This window comes from Myxococcus sp. RHSTA-1-4, assembly GCF_020037125.1.
Taxonomy (GTDB): domain Bacteria; phylum Myxococcota; class Myxococcia; order Myxococcales; family Myxococcaceae; genus Myxococcus.
The window spans coordinates 1-21,580 of sequence record NZ_JAIQDG010000031.1 but is presented as its reverse complement, the minus strand read 5'-3'; the positions used below and the strand labels follow the sequence as shown (position 1 = coordinate 21,580).

Sequence of the window (21,580 nt, the reverse complement as noted above, 5' to 3'; positions counted from 1 at the left end):
CTACCACTTCCCCCGGGGCGCCATCCGCTTGTCCTGCTCCTCGCGCAGCTTCTTCAGCTTCTCCTGCCGGGACTCCGCTCCGCGCTTCGCACGCTCCGCTTCTTCCAGCAGGCGCGTGTAGTCCAGCCGCTTCAGCCGCTGCGCGCTCTCCTCCGGCGACTCGCCTTCGATGCCGGCACCCAGCGCGTGGACCCACCGGCGTGCCAGCTCCTCCAGCCGCAATTCGCTCAGGCCCACCAGCTCCAGCGTCAGCAGATGCGTCTCCCGCGCGAAGTCCACGAAGCCGGCACGCACCTGCTTCTCCACCCCCTGAATCCGTGCCAGTGCCGCGACCACCGGGCCCACCGCGCCATCCGTCAGCGCGTCCGTCACCAGCGCGAGCCGCCGCCAGCCCTCCGGCATCAGGTCGACGCACAGCGTGAGGAAGGTGTCCGGGTGCAGTGGCTCCAGACCCTGGTCCCGGTAGAAGTCCGCCAGCCAGGCGCGGACGAGCACGGGGTCCACCTCCGCGCTCTCCATCGCGGGGCGGCGCTGGGACAGGGCCGCGCAGAGTGCGGTCAGCCGCAGCCGGGGCTGTTCCGCGGAGGGCGCGCCCCCCTTGCGGCCGAAGAGCTTCTCAAAGGGCGACATGTCGCTCCTCCTGGAAGAGGGCGTGCGCGAGCGCGGCCGCCACCTTCGGAAAGTCCTCCAGCTCCATCACCTCGGCCACGCGGGCGCCCTGCTTCCGGTAGTGCGCCACCCGCTCGGGGGCGGGATGGTGCAGCAGCAGCACCAGTGGCGCGGACGCATCCGTGGCCTCCGAGAAGATGCGCGCGTGGCTCGCATCGGAGTCGTAGTTGTGGTCGAAGTCCCGGTCGGTGATGACGATGCGCGTGGGCTGCCGGCCCCGCTGCTCGCGCACGGAGTCCGCCAGCTTCGCGAAGGGGAACTCCGTCCCTCCGCCGATGTAGTGCATCAGGAAGCGAGACATCTCCACCTCGGAGCGGCACCACGTCCAGTAGGCCACCGTGTCCCCCGAGTAGAGCAGCGCCCGCACCCAGCCGCCCGCGCGCACGGCGCCCACGCAGAGAATCTGCGCGGCCAGCGTCATCGCGTTGAGCGTGGTGCGCGGGTCCGGCATGGAGCCGGAGACGTCCAGGTAGATTTCCACGCGCGGCTGCCACAGCGGCACGTCCTGGCCCTCGTAGTCGGCGATGCGCTCGCGCTTCAGCGGCATCACCGCGCCCAGCCTGTCCCCGCGCAGGCCGAGCGTGGCCAGCCAGTCCACCGAGGGCAGCGGGTCTCCCAGCTCCCACTCCTCCAGCGTGGTGGGCACCACCGCCTCGCCCAGGTGCAGCCGGTCCGGTGGGCGCAGCAGGTGGCGCTCCGCCTCCCGCCGGTAGTACGCGGCCATGACCTCGGGCACGGCCTCCGCGTTCGCCGTCCCCTGCCCGGGCAGCGAGGCGATGCGCCGTTCCCGGCTCTTCTCTCCCACGAGCCGCTCCGCGTTCTCCTCGTCGAGCCAACCCTCCGCCAGCGCGCGGCGCACCGCCTCCTTCTCCCGCGCTCCCGGCGTGAGCGCCTCCGCCCAGTCCTCCGGGCCAGGCTCGCCCCTGCAGCAGGCCTGCGGGTCCGTGCTCTCCGGCAGCTCGCCCTTGAGCGGCTGCACGTAGCGCGAGCAGATGGACACGAAGTAGAGGAACTGCGTGTAGACGTTGGGGCCCAGGTGGAAGAGGTTCTGCGCCACCAGTTGCGCGTCCGCGCGCGCGTCCGGGAAGTGCTTGGAGAAGGCCTTGTACCCCGGCCCCATCAGACCCCCAGGCTCCAGCCGCCAGAGCTCCTCGTAGATGGAGAGGTAGAAGAGGAAGGCCGGGTCCTGCTTCCAGCGCACCTCGCCCTGGAAGGCGCGGTAGATGGCGATGAGCTGCGGCCGCAGCGCCTCGTCGGTGCCGAGCTGCTCGTTGATGAGCAGGTCGCAGAAGACGTTGATGAGTGAGTAGTCGCCGAGCGGCAGCAGCGTCTTCTCCAGCATGCGCAGGCGCGCGGAGACGCTCAGGCTGCCGGGGTAGCGCACGTGGTGCCCCACCTCGTGCGCGAGCACCGCCTCCATGCTGCCCAGCAGGTCCTTTTCACTCAGCTCCCGGGCGTTGAACCAGACCTGCCGGCTGACGAGGTTGATGTGCGCCAGCGAGCAGCCCTGCTTCGCCGAGCGGGGCTCGCTGAGCAGGAGGAAGCGCGACCAGTGCGCCTGCGCCCGCTGCCAGCAGGACTCCACGTGACGCTGGAGCTCCGGCTCCAGTGTCTCGGGCACGGGCTCCTGCTCGAGGGCGGCCTGGCTCATGGCGTGTCCAGCACCCACAGCCGCTGCGAGTCCACCGCGCTGGCCACCACGTACCCGCTTCGGGCGGCGAGCATCCGGTGGGGCACACCCAGCAGCGGCAGCGCGGCCTCCTGGCCGTTCACCCGCACCGCGTTCTTCAGCGGCTCCATCGAGGGCGGCGTTTCCCCCGGGCCGGGGCCCAGGCAGGGCTGGAAGCCGAGGAAGCGTGACCTGCCCTCCGGTGCCAGCAGAAGGCCCACCTGGGTGTGAGCGAGGCGCCGGTCATGCACGCAGAGGACGGCGGGGGCCGCGAGGTGCATGTCCCCGGGGATGAAGTCGTCCATCAGCTCTCGCGTGTTCAGCATCGCCAGCGTGAAGGGCCCGGAGAAGGCGGCCGCCCGCGCGGGCGTGAGGGCCGGCTCCAGGGTGGTGGCGAGGAACTCCTCCAACTGCTCCAGTGCCGGGGGCTCCGACGCCGCGACCGAGTCCACGTAGCGATTGAGCCACAGGGGCTGTGCCGCCAGCCCCTCGCACAGGTTCCACGTGCGCGCGAGCAGCGCCACCGCCCGGTCCGCGGGGTACGCGGGGAGCTGCGCCGGCGCGAGCAGCAACAGGCAGCGGCACAGCGGCGTCATCGACTCGGGCGTGGGGCCCTGGCCGGTGACGCAGAAGCGCACGCTGGCCCGGTCCACGTAGCCCAGTCCCACCGCCTCGGCGGCCAGCTTCAGCCATGCGGCCATCACCCGGTCCCGGCGCGGCTCGGCGGACAGCGCGTTCCACAGCATCCGCGCGGGGCCGGAGACCAGCGTTTCGAAGAGCGCCGCGTCCCAGTCCGCATGCTTCCGAGGCCCCTGCGCGGCCAGCTCTCGGGCCTGCTCCTCCCAGGTGCCGCTCATGCGCCCTCCACCTTCCCGCGCCGCTCCAGGCTCCGCAGCCACGCGCCGTAGCGGCCGTGCAGGTTCTTGAGGAGCACGAGGTCCTCGTGGACCGGGCCGTTGAGCTCCTGCTTCTGGAGCATCTTCTCCATCACCTGCTGGAGGTCGCTCATCCGGCGGCGGACCTCACCCGCGTCGAGCCCGAGGGGGCCCTTGTCGGCCTGGGCCTTCAGCCGCGCCACGGGCTCGCGCACCTTCGCGTAGGAGGCCTGCTGCACCACCGCCGCGTCGAAGAGCTGGCGCACCCAGCCGGCCCGGTCGAGCAGGTACACCGCGTGCTCGGGCTTCTGGAAGAAGGCGCTCTGCGGGTTGGGCTTGAGCTTCTCGTGCAGCGCCCAGGGGAGCACCTGGCGCAGGTCCTCCACCGTCACCTCCGGCGCGCCGCGGAAGTACGCCAGCGCCTTGGCGAAGAGGAGCACTGCCTGGTACGCGCGGGCGGAGACGCCGTTCTCCGTCTGGGTGCAGAGGTTGACGCTCTTGTCGAGCGGGCAGTCCTCCGTGCATACGTGCGCCACGCGCCGGCCGGCGAGGTGCAGCGTGTCCTTCACCATGTACTCGAGCTGCCCGGACGCGCGCTGGCAGAACTCGAGCTGCCCGGCGAAGAAGCCCAGCAGCTCCAGCACCGCGCGGGGGATGGGCACGGCGCGCACCTCCTGCTCCAGCGCGTCCAGCTCCTCGGAGGTGAAGACGATGTCGGCGGGGACGAACTGGCCCGGCACCGAGCCCTCGGCCACGCGCTTCGCGAGCGTGTCCAGTTGGTGCGAGTGGAAGGGCATGCTGCGCACGACGATGTCGATGCGGTCCTTGAGGGCCTCGATGACGGGGAAGGTGCCGCCGCCCTGGTCGTCGTTGGCGGTGAGGAACCAGGCGGAGCGGCCGCACTCCACGACCTGCTCGAACATCTCCGCGTAGCCCTCGGCCATGAGGGAGAGGAGGGCGGACTGCGTCTTGGTGGGGATGCGGTTGTACTCGTCGACGATTTTCACGCGCTGGGTGAGCCAGCGGCGCCAGGCGACGCGGATGTGGCTGGCGTCCTCGGCGCGGATCAGCTCGCTGGGCAGCGGGCTGCCGAGCAGGTCCGTGAGGGTGAGCTGCGGGTGGCCATGCTGCACGGAGCGGCGCACCTCGTCCGGGGCGCCACCGGCGATGAGGGCGAGCAGCGTGGCCATGGTCGTCTTGCCGCGCCCGGGTGCGCCGATGAAGAGCAGGCGCTGCGAGGTGGCGAGGTTGAGCAGCGGCAGGAGCACGTAGGCGGAGAAGCCGACCGGGCCGAGCTCCACGCGGGTGCCCGCGCCGCTCAGGACGACGGGGTCACCGAACTGCACGTCCTGGTACGGGCTGACGAGCGCCTGGGTGGCAATCCACGAGTACGCGCGGCGGAGCTTGCCGGCCAGGGCGGACACCGTGCGGGGCGCGAGCCGGAGCTCCAGGTCCGGTCCGAGGGTGGCACGGCCCTGGAGCCACGAGGCGACGAGCTGGGAGGATTCCATGTAGGACGCGCGCGAGTAGAGCACGCGGCCGGGTGGGGGGACCAGATGGGCTGCGGCTACCGCTGGATTGCCAGGATTCGCCACCCGCTCACGTCCACGGCGTAGGTGGCCCCCACGTCGGAAGTCGTCCATGGCCAACGGACCGTGCGCCCTTCGCGCCAACAGGGCGTGACGGTGTGGGTGTGGCGCTTCCAAGGTGCAGCATCGTTGCACGTGCGCCGCTGCGGGCGGACGGTTGCCTGCATGGGATGCCCCCCTCACGCAGCGATTGCGCTTCCGAGCGCGCGAAAACGCAGCGGTTGCGTGCGCGGCGTGCCTCTCCCTGGGGAAAGGGCTCGGTACGGACCTTGCTCCTGGAGGGGGTGTGCCTCGCAGGGAGCGAGGCGGCTTCAAGGAGGCCTGAACAACACAAACCTTCCTGTCGGTCGAAGCAGTGGTGAGCAGCGCTGGACGTGACGTTGCAGGACAACTGTCTGACCGTGCGCGGTGGACGCGACGCGGAGAAACAGGAGCCGCATGACACCTGGTACAGCCATCAACACAGCCTCGGCAGCTTCATGCTTACGCTTCGCGTGCCCAAGCGCCATCAGGCCCCACCTCGTCGCATCGCCGTGAAGAGCACCCGCGACGCTCACGAGAAGGCCAAGGCGTGACAGGCACGCCCCGGGACGCCCCCTCCCCGCCACGCGCGGACGCGCATCGTGTCGGGCGGGGTGTCCCGGGTTGTTTTCTTTCCAATCCGGAATCAGGTTCCACGGCAGACGTGCGGGGAGGGATTCTCCTCACCAGGCTCCGCACCCTCTTGTCACGCGAAGGTTCGGGGGAGCTGTAGCGTGGACGTGGGCCCCGAGGCCGGAGCGGAAGCGGTGGCGCGAGCGCCGGTCTTCATTGGCCTCGCGCCGCCGTGGCAGTCTTCCTCGGGTGTTCACGCGTGAAGCAGTCGAGAGGTGCGCTCCGCCGGGTCGCTTGTCAGGGGCGGGTGTTATCCCCAGACTGTCGGCATGGGCTACGGCGCTCGAAAGCTGGACCATCCTGCCACCCTCGCCGACATCGACGCGCTTCCGGAGGGGGTCGTGGGGGAAATCATCGAGGGGACGCTCTACACACATGCCCGTCCCATGCCCGGGCACAACTGGGTCCAGGGCGAGCTCATGGGGGAGCTGCGCGGCCCATTCCAACAGGGGCGTGGGGGGCCGGGCGGCTGGTGGATTGCAGCCGAGCCAGGTGTCCAGGTGGAGGGCTCACCCGAGTTCGTGCCGGACCTCGCCGGCTGGCGCCGCGAGCGCGTGCCCCGGTTTCCCTCCAAGCGGTGGACCGTCGCTCCGGACTGGGCCTGTGAGATTCTCGCTCCCAGCACCCGCGCGTATGACCAGCGCATCAAGCGCCCCTTCTATGCACGCATCGGTATCCGCCATCTCTGGTTCATCGACCTGGATGCGCGGACGCTCACGGTGAGCGAGCTCATGGATGGCCGCTGGGTCGAGCTGGGCGTCCATGGCGATGTGGACGTCATCCGGGCCGCGCCGTTCGAGGCGCTCGAGCTGAAGCTCGGTGCGCTCTGGCCACCCAATCATGAAGAGGAAGCGTAGGGCGCGCTGTTCCTGCCGCGTCATCTGGACCCGTGGTCCAATCCTCCGGACACCACACACCGCCACCAGTGCCTGGACGTGCCGTTTCGCTTGTGACGCATGGCGTGTTCCGGTGAGGATGCGCTCGCCGGGGCCGACAACCAGGTAGGGACGCGAATGCGCAAGCTGGTGGCGTTGGTTCTCTGGTGCGTGTGGCTGGGCTGCCGCGCGGACCTCTCGGAAGGTGATTCACGAGATGCGGGGCCTGGCAGCGGACCGGGATTCGAGGCGGCGTGCGCGCCGGCCGAGAAGCCCACCTGCTGTGCGGGGTGTGAGGACATCCTGATTCAGCCGGTGTGCACGGCCGGGAGCTGGAGCTGTCCGGCGGGCTCGACCGACGAGCGGCAGTGTCCGAACACTCCCGAGCGGCCGGCCTGCTCCCTCCCCCGCCACCCGCAGGAGACGTACACCTACCCGGGGTGCGCCAACGACGGCTACGGCTGCCCGCGACTGCTGACGGTGTACTGCGCGTTGGAGAAGCTCCGGACGGAACGCGCCCACTGCGAGCAGGACAGCGACTGCGTGGCGGCCAACGTCGACGGCCGCTGCGCGGGTTATGGGCAGTGCCCCCCGGCGATGGTGAGCCGGACCGCCCGCGAGGACTTCGAGGCGAAGGCCGCCGAGGAGCTATCGCGCTACTGCACAGGGTCTCCCATCTGCGTCAGCAGTGGCAGTTGTGGCTTTCCCTCCTTCGAGTCCCGCTGCAAGCAGGGGCAATGCGTGGCGGAGCCGCCCGACGCCGGGCCCTGACCTGGATGGGGCTTTTCCGAAAGCTCGCCTGTCCTTCCAGCATTGAGATAGAAAGCCGCGCATGATTTGCAAGTCTTGGCGTTCCCGCTGGCTGCTCGCCAGTGCGTCCGTCCTTTTCCTCGCGTGCTCGGGCGAGGACGAAGAGCCGCTCCCCGCCCCGCCGGCCGCGGCGCTCATCATCGACAGGGCATCGGTCGACTTTGGCGAAGTGGAGGTGGGTGCGAGCTCCGACGAGCACCTCTTCACCATCCGCAATGCCTCGCCCGTCGCCGTGGAGTCGGTGAACGTCACCGTCGACAATGACGCGTTCGTCATCGCCGCCAGCACCTGCGAGCGGTTCCTCGACGCGGGCAGGGAGTGCCAGGTCCGGGTGAAGTTCACGCCCCGGCTCGCGGGCAGCCACACGGTCCGCCTCCAGACGGAGGGGGCGCCCGAGGGAGACCACGCGGTGCTCACGGGCCGTGCCGTTGCCTTCGTGGAGGTGCGCGGCCTGGCCGCCGGTACGAGCGTCGTGGCCGGTGCGGACGAGTGGTCCTGCGGCACGCCGTGCAGGGTGCCGGTCCGCACGGCGGAGGTGAAGCTCCGGGCGACGCCGGTGGGCTTTCCCCGGTGGGGCGGCGCCTGCTCCACGGCGACGCGGGACTGCACGCTTCGGATGGACGGCTTGAAGGTCGTCTCCCTGGAGGAGGTCGCCTCCCCTCTCCAGTGGGAACTGCCGTGGCCGAGTCATCTCCGCGAGGTGGCGGTCGCGCCGGGCGGCGACCTCGTCATCCGGGACGTCTACGACGTGACGCGGCTGAGCGGCACCGGCCAGTCGCGCTGGCGGCTGCAGTCCCTGAACCCCAGGGGCATGGGGCTCGACGGGCAGGGCAACACCTATGTGCTGAGCTCGTCCGGGCGTGTCACCGGGTTCTCCGTGGAGGGGCGCGAGCTGTGGAGCTTCCTGCCGGAGGGGGAGAGGCTGTGGGGCGATCGCATCGCGGTGGCTCCGGATGGGAATGTCTATTTCGTGGTGGCGGTGGACATCCAGCAGAGCTCGCGGCACTTCAAGCTGTACGCGCTCTCGCCACAGGGCACCGAGCGCTGGAGCCACACCTTCAATGAGGGGCCCATCAATATCCTCGCGGGCCTGGGGGGGGATGCACAGGGCGCGCTCTATCTGTCCGGCAATGTGTTCAGGCTCGACGGTACGGCGACGGGCTACATCCTGGAGAAGCGCTACTTCCGGAAGTTCAGCCCCGAGGGCGCGCGGCTCTGGGAGCGGGAGGAGTCCTGGAATGACTTCGCCATCAGCCCCGCGGGAGTGATGAGCGTCTTCAATTCCATCGGAGGCAGCGAGCCGGGGGGCTTCACGCTGTCGTTGCTCGGCCCCAATGGCATCCGGCAGTGGACGACCCCCGCCAGCCAGGGGCCCGGCGTGGTGGACACGCAGGGCTTCTCGCCTTCGGGCGTGCTGCTCGTCGGCGGCCACCAGGCGATGGTCTCCAGTCCCATCATCGACAAGGGCTGGTTCGCGGCGATGAACCTGGAGACCCGGGCTCTCGGGCCCGTGACCTACATCGACCGGCCGCCGGACGTCGGGGCCCGCGTCAACGCGCTCGCGCTGACCTCCGCCGGAGGCCTGGTGGTGGGAGGCGGCTTCGGCCCGCAGTACGGAGGAGGCGAGGGCTTCCTCCGCGTGTACGACGCGCGCGTGCTCACGGTGGACCTCGACCCGTAGCAGGCGCCGCGTCGTCATGGAGCGGCGGCCCACATCTCCACCAGGTGGTTCCGTGCCAGTTCCAGCTCCGTGCCCAGCGTCACCGGGTAGGGCTGCTTCGCGGGCGCCAGCGCCCGGAGCTCGGGCGGGAGGCGTGACACCTCCCGCCGAGTGTACTCCCGGACCTCCGCCAGCGGCGGGGACGCCCCGGGCAGCCGCTTCCCCTCGCGCATCATCGGCTGGAGCAGCGGCCTGCCCGGCGCCACGTCTCCCCGGCGCGTGAGCACGTCGCCGCGCGCCACGCCGTCCTCTTCCCGCCGGTACACCTGCTTGGGGCCGGGGAGGAGCACCTTCCCCGCGGACAGCTTCACGCGCTCGCGCCCCGCGTACTCCACCAGCTTGTACGCCATGTCCAGCGAGGGCGCGTCCGCGGACACGCCCATCGCCGTGCCCACGCCGAAGCCGTCGAGGGGCGCGCCCATCGCCACCAGTCTCGCCACCTCGTCCTCGTCCAGCCCGCCGCTCGCGAGCAGCCGCACCTCGTGCAGCCCCGCCTCGTCCAGCATCATCCTGGCCGCGCGCGACAGCGCCAGCAGGTCTCCCGAGTCCAGCCGCAGCGCGCGCACCTGGAAGTCCTCGCCCAGCTCGCGCGCCAGCCGGATGACGTGCTGCACCCCGTGCAGCGTGTCGTAGGTGTCCACCAGCAGCGTGGCATCCGGGTAGACGCGCGTGAAGGCGCGGAAGGCCGCCAGCTCGTCGTCGTGCGCCTGCACGTAGCTGTGCGCCATGGTGCCCGCCACCGGAATTCCGTACCGCATCCCCGCGAGCACGTTGGACGTGGAGTCCACGCCCGCGATGTACGCCGCTCTCGCCACCTTCAGCCCCGCGTCCGTGCCGTGGATGCGCCGCAGGCCGAACTCCATCACCGTGCGCCCCGCCGCCGCCTCCACCACCCGCGCCGCCTTCGACGCCGCCAGCGTCTGCAGGTGCACCTGGTTGATGAGGAGCGTCTCCACGAGCTGCGCCTCCGGCATCGGCGCGCGCACCTCCAGCAGCGGCTCCTGGCCGAACACGGGCGTGCCCTCCGGCATCGCGTCCACGCTCCCGCTGAAGCGGAAGCGCTCCAGCCAGCCGAGCAGCCGGTCCGAGAAGCGCCCCAGCGAGGCGAGCCAGTCCAGCTCCCGCTCCCGGAAGCGCAGGCCCTCCAGCAGCGAGAGGGCATCCTCCAGCCCCGCCGCCAGCAGGTAGTTTCGCCGCGGGGGCAGCCGCCGCACGAAGAGGCTGAACACCGCCTCGTCCCACATCCCCTCGTCGAGGTACGCCTCCGCCATCGTCAGCTGGTAGAGGTCCGTCAGCAGCGCGGTGCCGCCGTCCATGGCCTGCCTCCTGGCGCGGGCCCCGGCGGTGGGAGGAGCGTCAGGTTCAGACGGTGGCGCCCGCGCCTCCTTGCGCCACCGCCGTCATCACCCACCGCTCCAGCTCCGCGCGTGGCAGGACGCCGCTGCGCCGCGCCACCTCGCGCCCACCCGCGTACACCACGAAGGTAGGGATGCCCTGCACGCGCAGCGCGCTGGCCACCTGGGGGTGCTGCTCCGTGTTCACCTTGAGCACGAGCAGCCGTCCGGCCTGGGCCCGGCCCACCGCGTCGAGGATGGGGGCCGCCGCGCGGCAGGGCGCGCACCAGGGCGCCCACAAGTCCAGCAGCACCGGCACTGGCGAGCCGAGGACGGCCCGGTCCAGGGCCTCGCCGTCCACCTCCTGTGGCGCGCCGGACACGTCCAGTGCCCCGTGGCAACGGCCGCACTCGGGAATGCCCGGGGGACGCGGCTCTCGCACGCGGTTGAACGCTCCACACGTCTTGCAGCGGAACATGGGCACCTCCCGACGCGGAATTCTTCCCAACCCATATTCAGGCCGCTCCCTCGCCGCACGCTTCACTGCCGCTTCCTCGCGAGCCCGCCGCCAGGCCCCCCACCGCTCGCCCGGCTCGCAGCTTTTGCGACCCGCTCACGGAGTGTGCAGTTTTTGCGCGACCCGTGAGGGCCGGCGGGGTAGGACAGGCGTGGAGCGGGCATTGCACTGGCTCCGGTCATGGCCGGCGGACAGGCAGTCCCGCGGGGCAGGGGAGCAGGCATGCGGCTGGCCGTATTCGACACCCACCGGTATGACCGCGACGCGCTGGAGAAGGCCAATGCGCGCTTCGGGCACGCGCTCACATTTTTCGAGCCGCGCCTGACGCTCCAGACGGCGAAGCTGGCGGACGGCTTCCCCGCGGTGTGCTCCTTCGTGAATGACCGGGTGGACGCGGCCACGCTGGAGGTGCTGCGCGCGGGCGGGGTGCGGCTCGTGGCCGCGCGCTCGGCGGGCTACAACCACGTGGACCTGGAGGCCGCGCGGCGGCTGGACATCCGCGTGTCGCGCGTGCCCGAGTACTCGCCGCACGCGGTGGCCGAGCACGCGGTGGCGCTGGTGCTCGCCCTCAACCGCCACCTCACCCGCGCCTTCGCGCGCGTGCGCGACTGGAACTTCTCCCTGGACGGGCTGGTGGGCTTCGACCTGGCGGGGAAGACGGTGGGCGTGGTGGGCACGGGCCGCATCGGCCGTGTGGCCGCCCGCATCTTCCGCGGCTTCGGCTGCCAGGTGCTCTGCTACGACGTGGCGCCGGACGCCGAGCTCGAGCGCGAGCTGAACGTGCGCTTCGTCCCGCTGGACGAGCTGTTCGCCACCTCCGACGTCATCTCCCTCCACGTGCCGCTCACCCCCGGCACCCACCACCTGGTGGACGCGGCGGCGCTGGCGCGGATGAAGAAGGGCGTGGTGCTCATCAACACCGGCCGCGGCGCGCTCATCGACAGCCGGGCGCTGCTCGCCGCGCTGAAGTCGGGCCACATCGGCGGCGCCGGCCTGGACGTGTACGAGGAGGAGGAGGGCGTTTTCTTCCAGGACCTGTCCGGGCAGGTGCTCCAGGACGACGTGCTGGCGCGGCTGCTCACCTTCCCCAACGTCCTCGTCACCTCGCACCAGGCCTTCCTCACGCACGAGGCGCTCGCCAACATCGCCGAGACGACGCTGGCCAGCGTGAGGGCCTTCGAGCAGGGGGAGCCCCTGGTGAACGAGGTGCGCGCCGAGCAGGTGATGCGCGCGCCGCCAACCTCACGGTGAGTGTTGGCACATGAAGTGATGAGGGCATGAAGTCCGTCGTGCCCGAGCTGGATTTTGATAATGGAGAGACCATGTCCATCGTCTGCGCCACGAACTTTTCCGATGCCTCGCTGAGCGCCTCCACCATCGCCGCGGAGCTCGCCCGCAAGACGGGCGAGCCGTTGTGGCTGGTGCACGTGCTGAACCCCGACTCCGCCCGCGCCTTCGGCCGTTCGCTGAAGGACGCCGCCGAGGCCGCCCTGGGCGACCAGGTGAAGCGCCTGGAGAAGGCGGGGGCGAAGGTGCAGTCCTCGTTGCTCGTCGGGGAGCCGGCGGTGGCGATTCAGGTCCTCGTCGAGGAGCAGCGGGCGTCGCTGGTGGTGACGTCCGCGCCGAGCCATGACGCGCCCTTCCTGGGCGTGGGCGGCACGGTGGACCGGTTGGCGCAGTCGCTGACCGTGCCGCTGCTGGTGGTGCGCGAGCCGGGGCCCCTGGAGGCCTGGGCCCGGGGTGAGCGGCCGCTGCGGGTGATGCTGGGCGTGGACCGCTCGCTGCCCTTCGAGGCCGCGCGCGACTGGGTGAAGGCGATGCGCAAGTGGGGCGCGGTGGAGGTGGTGGGCGGGCGCATCTACTGGCCGGAGGAGGAGTACCAGCGCCTGGGGCTGGCGCACCCGCTGGTGTTCGCGGACGTGACGCCGGACCTGCGGCTGGCGCTGGAGAGGGAGACGGCGTCGCTGATGGCGCCGCTGGCCACCGCCGAGGGACAGGTTCCGCGCTCCGTCGTGGAGCCGGGCGTGGGCCGCATCGCCGACCACCTGGTGGACCTGGCCGCGCGGGAGAAGGCGGACCTGCTGGTGGTGGGCACGCACCACCGGCGCGCCCTGGGCAGGCTGTGGAGCGTGTCGCACCACGCGCTGCGGCTGGCGCACATGTCCGTGGCGTGCGTGCCGTCGCAGGCGGCGGTGACGGCGGCGGACGCGCCGCTGCCGGCGTTCCGCGAGGTGCTGGTGGCCACCGACTTCTCCGACACGGGCAACCGCGCGGTGGCCCATGCCTGCGGGCTGGTGCCCCCGGGCGGCACGGTGCACCTCGTGCACGTCGCGGAGGGGCTCCGCTCGCTGGAGAAGGAGGCGGAGCTGCGGCAGCAACTCCTGGAGGTGGTGCCCCGGCAGGCGGAGGCCACCGGGCGGAATGTGAAGGTGGAGGTCATCCCGGGGGCTGGCAAGGACGTGGTGACGTCCCTGGTGCAGGCGGCCGAGCGGTTCGGAGTGGACGCCATCGTCATGGGCACGCACGGGCGCTCGGGGCTGAAGCGCGCGGTGCTCGGCTCGGTGGCGGAGGCCATGCTGTCGCGTACGGACCGGCCCGTGCTGCTGGTGCGTCCGCTGCAGGCGTGACGGGCCGGTGAGCCCGTGGGCTCGCCGCGCCCGGACACGGAGCGCGGCGAGCGGCAAAGGCTGTGGCAGAGAGGCGAGGGCCTTCGGCGGCTGCCTCCGCCCGGGATGTCAGAAGGGCTCGGTACGTTCCCTGTTCCGTGCAGGGGCATGAGCTCCCACGGCATCCGGGCAACGTCCCGAGGAGGCAGAAATGAAGCGAGTGTCCGCCCTTTGCGCAGTGCTGATGTCGGTGCTCTTCACCGGCGCCGCCCACGCCGCGCCAACGACGGTGAATGGCTACATCTGCTCGGCGACGTACACGCGGCAGAACAACGTCTTCTATGGCCAGGGCTACGTGCAGGTGCAGGTGTACGCCGGGCAGGGCTGCTCCGGTGCTTTCGTCGGCACCTACCAGTACCTGGGCTCGGGCGCCTCGAACACGGGCTACCAGCATAGCGAGGCCGAGCGGCTGGAGCTGTTCCGGCAGGCGACCGAGGCCGCCACCCTGGGCACCCGCGTCAGCATCTACCACGAGAGCGTGGGCGGGGGCATCTTCCAGACGACCTACTTCGCCAACTGACGGCGGCGGTCCATTCCGTCGGGCCGGGACCGCGAGCAGCGGTCCCGGTCTTCGGGGAGTTCTCGCTCGGTTCCAACCCATGAGGCCCGCCCGCTTGCCGTGGGCAGTCCCAGGTGGCCGATGACAGGACCCGCCGCCAGCCGAGCTGTGTCGCTCCCAAGACACCTCCTGCCGCGAGCAGATTGCCGGTGTTTTGTACTCGCCTCTACTGTCCCCCCAGATGCCAGCGCCTCGTACTCCATCCTTGCTCATGGTGGTCGCCATGATGGGGTGCGCGGGGAGGCCGCCCACAGTCTCCGGTTCTGCCCTCGATTCCGGCGCGCGAAGAGACGCGCTCTACCAGTCAGCTCCGGCTCCAGGCCCTTCACTGCCACCTCCGACCGAAGGACGGGAGCCGGATTTCTGCAAGCTGAATCCCGGGGCTTGTCCAGACCCGCTACCCGAACCAGAGCCCGGTGAGTCCGAGACGACAGCGGATCCGTGGAAGTCCTACGCGTGCATCCAGGCCTGTCGCGCAGGCAGTGATGCGGTAGAGGACTTTTGCAGGACGCTGCCAGACAGGACGAGGCGACAACAACGAATCAAGGCGGCGTGCTGGGGTGCGTGCCATGCGGGGAAGGCCGCATGCATCGTGTTCTGTCGGGCCTACTTCGGTCCGCCCAGGGAGCCGTGAGGTCTCGCTCCATGCCACATGACAAGAACTGGCGTCCGAAGCTGGCCTGCATCGATGACCCCATCGCCGAAGACCACTGGGAGTACGTCACGCCTGAGGGTGAGCGGCGCATCTCGAGACTTGTGGTGGGCCGACCGGTGCACTCCCCCAAAGAGCGAATCTGGTACTGCCCCGTGCTCATCGAGGGCTACACCCGCCCCCGCATCAAGCCTATCTTCGGGAGCGGGCCTGTGGACTCGCTGATGAACGCGATGACCTTTGTCAGGAGGTTCTTCGAGGCGAACTCGGAAGTCCTGCCTGGGGTGAAGCCGCGAAGCAGCAAGCGGTCTCGCTCCACTCGCGAGGCCCCCACATCTTCTCGGGGAGTGACCCGAAGCCCTCCGGTGAAATCTCGCCGGCCACTGCGATGAGGCCTGTCGGTGACGCTCGCCCTCAGCGCATGCCATTCCGAGGACTTCCGCCTCGAGCGACTGCCGGGCCATGCCCCCGGCCTCAACTCATGCAGCGGGCGTTGAGTCCCGAGTGGCTCGACGGCTTGTTCGAGCAGCCCCGCCAGCGGCAGCACACCCGCGAGCTGCTCTTCTCCTCCGAGGTGAACCTGATGGCGCTGGTGGCCCTGGGCCTGCGGCCTTCGCTGCATGCGGCGGCGCAGGCCCGCGACGGGTTGAAGGTGAGGTGCTCGAGACATGGGGGGCCTGTTGAGGGTTGCGGGCTGGAGCCGAGGGGCCGTACAGGCTGGCACCACCGGTATTGGCCGGCTTCAACTCCGGACCTGAAGCGGCGCCGAGCGAGTGGAGCAGGCAGCGGCTCGTCAGCCTCCTCCTCCCTCACGGGCTCGCACCCACCCTGGGCCCTCCTCTTCTCCGCCGGGGATGCACAAACCCCAGGGGAGCCACAGGAGACAGACGATGCCCCAAGTCAAATTCGGAACGAAGAGCGAGCCCGGCTTCGATCTGGTCGAAAGCCCTGACCTCATCGCCGTTCGCACCCGCAGTCACCTGCCGGTCCGCGGGGCCGGCCCGGTGCCACTGCCGACCGCGGCCGAGGTGGTGGACGGTACCCTCGTGGCTCGCTTCCCCGAAGCGGGCGTCGAGGTGTACCGGGTGCCCGTGTCCGCCCGCTCCCTGGACGACAGGAAGCGGACCCTGCAGGCGTCGCCGGACGTGCAGTTCGCCGGCTCCGTGCTCGTCCACCCGGGCACCGATGAGCCGGTGCTGTACACGGAGAACATCTACATCCGCTTCCGTGAGGACGTGGACCCCGACGATTGCGAGGCGGTCATCCGCGACGCTGGGCTCACCGTCAAGGAGCAGCTCGACTTCGCCACCAACGCCTTCCTGGCCGCCGCCCCCGAGGGGATGGGCCAGAAGGTGTTCGACATCGCCCTCGCGCTGCTCAACCGCGACGACGTGGTGTATTGCCACCCGGAGCTCGTCCAGGAGCGGCGCCACAAGCTCATCTTCCCGCAGCAGTGGCACCTGAAGGCCACCATCCTGAACAATGTGGAGCTCCATGCCCATGCGAACGTCGAGGCGGCCCACGCCATCACCCGTGGGCAGGGCGTCACGGTGGCGGTCATCGACGACGGGGTGGACCTCGAGCACCCGGAGTTGAGCGGGGCCGGGAAGATGGTCGCCCCGCGGGACGCCACCTTGCAGACGAACGACCCGAGGCCGAAGGACAGCGACGACCACGGCACCGCCTGCGCTGGCGTCGCGTGCGCCAACGGCCTCGAGGGTGCGTCCGGGGTGGCGCCGCTGGCCAGGCTGATGCCGATTCGCCTGGCCTCCGGCCTCGGCTCCATCCGCGAGGCCCAGGCCTTCCGGTGGGCGGCCGACAACGGGGCGGATGTGATTTCGTGCAGCTGGGGGCCGGCGGACGGCAGGTGGTGGGACCCGAACGACCCCGTGCACACGCGGCCCGTGGCCCTGCCGGCGAGCACCCGGGACGCCATCGACTACGCCGTCACCCACGGCCGCGGTGGTAAGGGGTGCGTCGTGCTGTTCGCCGCGGGCAACGGGAACGAGTCGGTGGAGAACGACGGGTACGCGAGCTACGAGAAGGTCACCGCCGTGGCCGCGTGCAATGACCGCTCGAAGCGCAGCGTGTACAGCGACCATGGCAAGGCCGTCTGGTGCTGCTTCCCGAGCAACGACATCGCCTACGCCCCGTTCGAGCACCCGGCGCCCCTGACCAGCGGCATCTGGACGACGGACCGGCTCGGCAACTTCGGGTACAACCCGGGCAGCGCCCAGTTCGGAGACCCGGCGGGGAAGTTCACCAACTCCTTCGGGGGCACGTCGAGCGCGTGCCCGGGGGCCGCCGGGGTCGCGGCCCTGCTCCTGTCCGCCAACACCGCCCTGCGCTGGAATGAGGTGAAGGACCTCCTCCGCCGGGCGTGCGACCCCATCGACCCGCAGGGCGGGAAGTATGACGCCAACGGCCACAGCGACTTCTACGGGTACGGCCGGCTGAACGCGGAGACGGCGGTGAAGCTGGCCCGGGGGGCGGTCAGCCACCTGGTCACCATCAACAACCTGCTGCACCAGCCCATCCCGGACCTCGGCACCGTCGAGGGGACGGTGGAGTGCTCCGTGGCCACGCCCGTGGAGAAGCTCGCGGTGTACGTCAAGCTGGAGCACACGTGGGTGGGAGACCTGGTCATCACCGTGGTACCGCCGAAGGCCAGCGGGTTGAAGGAGGTCGTCCTCCACAACCGGGCCGGGGGGCGCCGGGCCAACCTCGAGATGCTGTACGACGTGTCGAACACCCCGGGGCTGGCCGGGTACTCCGGGAAGAAGTGCAGCGGCACGTGGAAGGTGAGGGTCGAGGACAAGGCCGCCCAGGACGCCGGCACGCTCGTGCAGATAGGCCTGCAGCTGTTCCTGCCGGCCGAGACTGCGTAGTCCTCCAAGGCGGCGCCGCGCCCGCCCGCCGAGGCCCTGCTCAGGGCAGGGGGCTCCAGTCCTCGGGGGGCTCGGTGCTGTAGTCGGAGAGGTGGAGCCGCTCGTCGCGCACGCCCGTCTCCAGCAGCTCGTCCATGAGCGAGCGCAGCGGAAAGCTCCCGGAGCTCACGCGCCGCGAGCCATGCATCAGCCGCCTCGCCGCCGCCCGCTGCGCCTGCACGTGCTGGAGCTTCAACGTGTCCTCCATCCACTCCGCCGCGGAGCCCATCAACATGAGGCCCACCATGTGCTCCAGGAGGGTGGACTGCTCGGACAGGCACACCCCGACCCGCTCCACCAGGTCACTCAGCCGCTTGAGCTCGGCGTGGGAGAGCTTCTCCCGGCTCGCCTTCGCCCGCTGCCGCAGCAGGGGCGGACCGCCCCCACCCAGGTACCACACCGCCGCCGAGAAGGCCGCCGGGCCCGGGTTCTTCATCCCCAGCGTCTCCAGCCGGGTGCGCACTTGCTGGTAGACCTGCTGGAAGGAGCGCTGGCGCCAGTCGGGGGCGCCCGCCGCCGTCTCCAGCGCCAGGAGCTCCTTCGGCGTGAAGGGCGTCTCGGGCGAGGTGGACCCGAGGGTGGCCAGCAGCCGTAGCTGCATGTCCCGGGGGTGCGCCTTCACCAAGCGGGCGAGGTTCTGGCGCGCGGCCTCCTCCAGCTCGGTCCGCAGGGGCTCGGGCGGCGTGCGGCTGCGCAGCGCCTCGATGACCATCACGGACAGCGCCGGGTCCTCCAGTCCCGGGAGTTGCTGGACGAGCCACCGCCAGCGCTCGCTGCCCGCCTCCGGCAGGTCCAGGAGGAGCAGCACGAGGCGCGCCTCCACGGAGGAGGCGGCCCGGCGCCACAGCGCCTCATCGACCTGGAAGGTGCCCCACTCCATCAGGTCCTGCGGGAGCAGGTGCGCCTCCTGGAAGTCGGGCGAGCCGTGCCTGCGCCACGCCTGGAGGAAGGGCTGGCGCCAGCCGAGCTCCGGGTGCAGCCCGCGCGCGGTGGCGAGGTCGCGCAAGATGGCCACTTCCGGCGTTCCGGGCGCGGCCCGCTCCAGCCTGGTGAGGGCCCGGCTGGCCTCGTCGTGGCGCCCCGCCTCCAGCTCGACACAGGCGAGGACGTAGAGGGCCCGCGGGTCCTCCGGTAGGCGCTCGAGCACGAAGGCGAGTTCGGTGCGCGCCGTGGCGAGGTCCCGCTCCATGGCCGCGCTGGCGGCGCGCCGGACACGCCGCGCTGCCTCCTGCTCGAACTCCGGGGCGTCAGGTCCGGAGTCCTCGCTGAAGCCCGTGAGGCAGACGATGGCCAGCAGGCACAGCCCGACACAGCGGAGCCAGCGGCCAGGGGCGGAGGATGACGGTGCGTGCGCCATGGAGCCGGAGCATAGCCGCGGCACGAGGGCCCCGGCACCGTGACGCTCAGCGCTCGACGATGTCGCCGCTGTCGACCGCGCCCGCGGAGGGCGCGCCCATCGACGAAAGCATCGCCGGCACCGCCGGTCAGAGCGAATAGGGAGCCCGCCATGACCGGCTTCAACCAACGACTCATCAACGAGGTCGCCGTCGGCGTCGTCTTCGTGCAGGGGCCGCTGGCCCTGCGGGATGCGGAGGCCCAGGACCCGGAGTTGCTCCCACGCGTGGAAGTCCGGTTCGATGTGCCCGCTCAGGAAGACTCTCTCGAGTGGGCCGCACATCTCCTTGGGCCACTCACCCCTGGGGGCAGCGCGTGTGGAGCGGCTCGCTTGTTCACGGAGAGGCGGGCCCGACCCCTGTCGATGGGGCGCAGCGCCTTTCCAAGCAGTGAGGGGCAGGGCCGAACCTGTTGGAATCATTACGGAAATGGGGCTGTTAAAGGCTGCTTTCCTTAAGGGGACCCTTATTTAATCGAGGGCCATTTGACTTAAATAGTCCTCGTTCGAATGCTGGGTGCATGACTGACACCTCATCTGCGCCTTCGAGGATGGGCCGGTTCGTGGAGACCACCGCCGCCGGGGAGCGTGTGCGGTCGTTCGTCCCACCGCCCTTGCCGCCAGCACCGCCCATCGACGTCCTGGGGCTGCTGGGCCGGCTCAGCCTCGCCGAGCGGGCGCTGGGCCGCCTCGATGGAATCACGATGCTCCTGCCGCGCCAGGAGCTGTTCCTTTACATGTATGTGCGCAAGGAGGCGGTGCTCTCCTCGCAGATTGAGGGGACGCAGTCGACGCTCTCCGACCTGCTCCGGTTCGAGACCGAGGCCCAGGAGGGCCAGCCCATCGACGACATCCGTGAGGTCTCCAACTACGTCGACGCGATGATGTACGGGCTCGAGCGGCTCAAGGAGTTGCCACTCTGAAGACGCGCCGGGCCGATTACTACCGGCTGCTCCAGGAGGTCCGCGAGCGGGGCGCATGGGAGGCCTGGCTCGAATTCTTCCTCGAGGGCGTCGAGGAGACAGCGAACCAGGCGTTCGAAGCGGCAACTAGAATTGTCGAGCTCTTCAAGCGCGACCGGGAGCGCATCACGACCGAGAGCGAGCGCGCCGGTTCATCGCTCCGTGTGCACGAGCTGTTGCAGGCGCAACCGTACCTCACGTCGAACCAGCTCGTCGCTCGGACCGGACTGACCGCCCCCACGGTGAACGCGGCGCTTGCGGACCTGGAGCGTCTGGGCATCGTGGAGGAGGTCACCGGACGCAAGCGAGGCCGCGTCTTCGCGTACCGCGGCTACCTCGCCATCTTGAACGAGGGGACGACTCCGTTGCAGGGGATGTCGTAGGCTCGAGCTCGCTGCGGACGAGCTCGCCGTCGACGAGCTTGCGCTTGAGGCAGGCGGCGTCGCGCAGGCACAGCTGGGCGAGGCGGTCGAGCTCGCGATGGGCGCCCTCGCTGGCCTCGTGGAGAAGCGCGACGACGTCACGAGGGAACAGCTCGCGGTCGCAGCCGGCCAGGCGCAGGCGGTGCCGCAGGTACTCGGCGGCGTCGTCGAGGGAGACTGGAGCGATGCGCACTCGCGTGTGCAGGCGCGAGAGAAGAGCGGTGTCTTCTGGCACGCCGTGCTGGCGCACGGCACGCACGAGCAGGCCGAGCATGTCGTCCTCGCGCTCGGTGGAGCGCGCCTCGAGCGCGACGACGTAGCGGCTCCTGTCGTCGAGCAGTGCGTGGATGCGCAGCGGCTCCCACTTCGTGCCGCCGGTGAGCACCGGGCCATGGCAGACGTCGCCGTGCCACAGCGCGCCGGGGTACGCGGCCTCCCAGCGCCGGCGCTCGAGTCCCTCGTGGGTGCCGCGCAGCGAGACGCGGTCGAGCCCGCGCTCGGCGAGCAGCCGCCGCACGGTGGCGGCGCTCACCGCGCCCTCGCGCACGCGGCCCTGGCGCACGAGCGTCGCGAGAATCAGCTCCGCGGACGCGCTCGGGTGCTCGCGCCGCACGTCGCAGACGAGCTGCTTCTCCCGCTCGTCGAGTGCCTTCGCGCGGCCCGCGTCCTTGCGCGGCTGGGGCCGCAGCGCGGCGAGGCCGTGCTTGCGGAAGCGGTAGTACCAGCGCTCCAGCGTCGGCACGCTGAAGTGCCGCGTGCGCTCGGCTCCGGGCGGACGGAACTTCTGCCGCGCCAGCCCCTTCAGCGCGTCGCGCAGCTCTCCGCGCGTCAGCTGGCGGTGAACCACCGGGCCGATGACCTGGCTGCGGAAGATTGCAATCTCTTCACCGTGGTCCTTCGGGACGAGCTCGTCCATCGAGGTCTCCTTCCCGCTGCCGCGTCCATCGCGGTCCTCGCGGGAAGCTCCCCCCTCGCATCCGCTTGCGCCGCCGGGAGCGTGCCCAACGCGGTGGGCGGGAATTTCCCAGCAACTTCGCGGTGATGGCCATCAGCTCACATGGCGGGCTCCGGCGAAGGCTTGATGCTCGAGCGGCGCACTCCGCCACGCGAGCGGCGCGTGCGCGCAGAGCGCCTGCGCCGCTCGCGCCGCGAGCGCCCGGGGCCCGTCCGCCACCGCGCCGAGATGGAGTGCGCCGAACAGCTCCCGCGTCCGGAGCTGCCGCGCCCACCTCGCGAGCGACCGCCAGCCACGGGCGGCGTCCCCGCGACGCGTCCAGTCGCTCGTCC

Annotated in this window: 18 protein-coding genes and 1 pseudogene; 10 read left to right on the top strand and 9 right to left on the bottom strand. The window is 70.7% G+C overall.

Going from position 1 to position 21,580, the window contains the following annotated elements; genetic code table 11:
- From K8638_RS33470 to K8638_RS33455, 4 genes are read right to left on the bottom strand one after another with little or no spacing between them, the layout of a single operon-like run.
- Window positions 1–630, bottom strand: coding sequence for a hypothetical protein (locus tag K8638_RS33470; protein ID WP_223758748.1), 630 nt, complete (start codon window positions 628–630; stop codon window positions 1–3).
- The gene (locus K8638_RS33465) at window positions 617–2,320 is read right to left on the bottom strand and encodes a hypothetical protein (protein ID WP_223758747.1); all 1,704 of its coding nucleotides are present in this window, start codon (window positions 2,318–2,320) and stop codon (window positions 617–619) included. The genes K8638_RS33470 and K8638_RS33465 overlap by 14 nt, the downstream gene beginning before the upstream one ends.
- Entirely contained in the window at window positions 2,317–3,195 is an 879-nt protein-coding gene (locus tag K8638_RS33460) for a hypothetical protein (protein WP_223758746.1), read from the bottom strand. Before K8638_RS33460 ends, K8638_RS33465 begins: the two co-directional genes overlap by 4 nt.
- A complete protein-coding gene (locus K8638_RS33455) occupies window positions 3,192–4,724 on the bottom strand; it encodes a MoxR family ATPase (protein ID WP_223758745.1) in 1,533 nt (510 codons plus the stop codon). The genes K8638_RS33460 and K8638_RS33455 overlap by 4 nt, the downstream gene beginning before the upstream one ends.
- A gap of 452 nt (window positions 4,725–5,176) precedes the next feature.
- Between K8638_RS33455 and K8638_RS33450 the strand changes: the two genes are divergently transcribed.
- The 4 genes from K8638_RS33450 (at window position 5,177) to K8638_RS33435 (ending at window position 8,822) form a co-directional block, all read left to right on the top strand.
- Window positions 5,177–5,377 (top strand): Hsp20 family protein, encoded by a 201-nt coding sequence (locus tag K8638_RS33450; RefSeq protein ID WP_223758744.1) that lies wholly within the window; start codon window positions 5,177–5,179, stop codon window positions 5,375–5,377.
- Between the two features lie 348 nt (window positions 5,378–5,725).
- Entirely contained in the window at window positions 5,726–6,313 is a 588-nt protein-coding gene (locus K8638_RS33445) for a Uma2 family endonuclease (RefSeq protein WP_223758743.1), read from the top strand.
- A 156-nt stretch (window positions 6,314–6,469) separates the two neighbouring features.
- Window positions 6,470–7,102, top strand: a complete 633-nt coding sequence (locus K8638_RS33440) for a hypothetical protein (protein ID WP_223758742.1) — start codon at window positions 6,470–6,472, stop codon at window positions 7,100–7,102.
- Between the two features lie 61 nt (window positions 7,103–7,163).
- Entirely contained in the window at window positions 7,164–8,822 is a 1,659-nt protein-coding gene (locus K8638_RS33435; protein WP_223758741.1) for a hypothetical protein, read from the top strand.
- A gap of 14 nt (window positions 8,823–8,836) precedes the next feature.
- Here K8638_RS33435 and K8638_RS33430 read toward each other — a convergent pair whose 3' ends face one another.
- Together K8638_RS33430 and K8638_RS33425 are read right to left on the bottom strand one after the other, a co-directional pair.
- Window positions 8,837–10,177 (bottom strand): nicotinate phosphoribosyltransferase, encoded by a 1,341-nt coding sequence (locus K8638_RS33430; protein WP_223758740.1) that lies wholly within the window; start codon window positions 10,175–10,177, stop codon window positions 8,837–8,839.
- A 46-nt stretch (window positions 10,178–10,223) separates the two neighbouring features.
- Window positions 10,224–10,673, bottom strand: a complete 450-nt coding sequence (locus K8638_RS33425) for a co-chaperone YbbN (RefSeq protein ID WP_223758739.1) — start codon at window positions 10,671–10,673, stop codon at window positions 10,224–10,226.
- A 261-nt stretch (window positions 10,674–10,934) separates the two neighbouring features.
- Here K8638_RS33425 and K8638_RS33420 point away from each other — a divergent pair, with 261 nt between their 5' ends.
- The 4 genes from K8638_RS33420 to K8638_RS33400 all read left to right on the top strand — a co-directional run bounded on the left by K8638_RS33420 (window position 10,935) and on the right by K8638_RS33400 (window position 17,477).
- Entirely contained in the window at window positions 10,935–11,963 is a 1,029-nt protein-coding gene (locus tag K8638_RS33420) for a 2-hydroxyacid dehydrogenase (RefSeq protein ID WP_223758738.1), read from the top strand.
- A 71-nt stretch (window positions 11,964–12,034) separates the two neighbouring features.
- Window positions 12,035–13,339 carry a universal stress protein gene (locus tag K8638_RS33415; RefSeq protein WP_223758844.1) on the top strand — a complete coding sequence of 435 codons (1,305 nt, stop codon included), beginning with the start codon at window positions 12,035–12,037 and terminating at the stop codon, window positions 13,337–13,339.
- A gap of 190 nt (window positions 13,340–13,529) precedes the next feature.
- The gene (locus K8638_RS33410) at window positions 13,530–13,898 is read left to right on the top strand and encodes a hypothetical protein (RefSeq protein WP_223758737.1); all 369 of its coding nucleotides are present in this window, start codon (window positions 13,530–13,532) and stop codon (window positions 13,896–13,898) included.
- A 1,581-nt stretch (window positions 13,899–15,479) separates the two neighbouring features.
- Complete coding sequence (locus K8638_RS33400) at window positions 15,480–17,477, top strand: S8 family serine peptidase (protein ID WP_223758736.1); 1,998 nt, start codon at window positions 15,480–15,482, stop codon at window positions 17,475–17,477.
- Between the two features lie 40 nt (window positions 17,478–17,517).
- On the opposite strand, the gene K8638_RS33395 is transcribed toward K8638_RS33400, so the two are convergent.
- Window positions 17,518–18,873 carry a tetratricopeptide repeat protein gene (locus K8638_RS33395; protein WP_223758735.1) on the bottom strand — a complete coding sequence of 452 codons (1,356 nt, stop codon included), beginning with the start codon at window positions 18,871–18,873 and terminating at the stop codon, window positions 17,518–17,520.
- Window positions 18,874–19,472: 599 nt separating this feature from the next.
- Here K8638_RS33395 and K8638_RS45005 point away from each other — a divergent pair.
- Window positions 19,473–19,832: a Fic/DOC family N-terminal domain-containing protein gene (locus tag K8638_RS45005; protein WP_223758734.1), complete on the top strand. Its 360-nt coding sequence runs from the start codon at window positions 19,473–19,475 to the stop codon at window positions 19,830–19,832.
- Between the two features lie 203 nt (window positions 19,833–20,035).
- Window positions 20,036–20,254 (top strand): winged helix-turn-helix domain-containing protein, encoded by a 219-nt coding sequence (locus tag K8638_RS45395; RefSeq protein ID WP_370644190.1) that lies wholly within the window; start codon window positions 20,036–20,038, stop codon window positions 20,252–20,254.
- On the opposite strand, the gene K8638_RS33380 is transcribed toward K8638_RS45395, so the two are convergent.
- Entirely contained in the window at window positions 20,163–21,209 is a 1,047-nt protein-coding gene (locus K8638_RS33380) for a helix-turn-helix domain-containing protein (RefSeq protein WP_223758733.1), read from the bottom strand. The two genes, K8638_RS45395 and K8638_RS33380, sit on opposite strands and share 92 nt — an antisense overlap.
- 132 nt (window positions 21,210–21,341) lie before the next feature.
- Window positions 21,342–21,580 (bottom strand): annotated as a pseudogene (locus K8638_RS33375) (hypothetical protein); the annotation flags it as partial.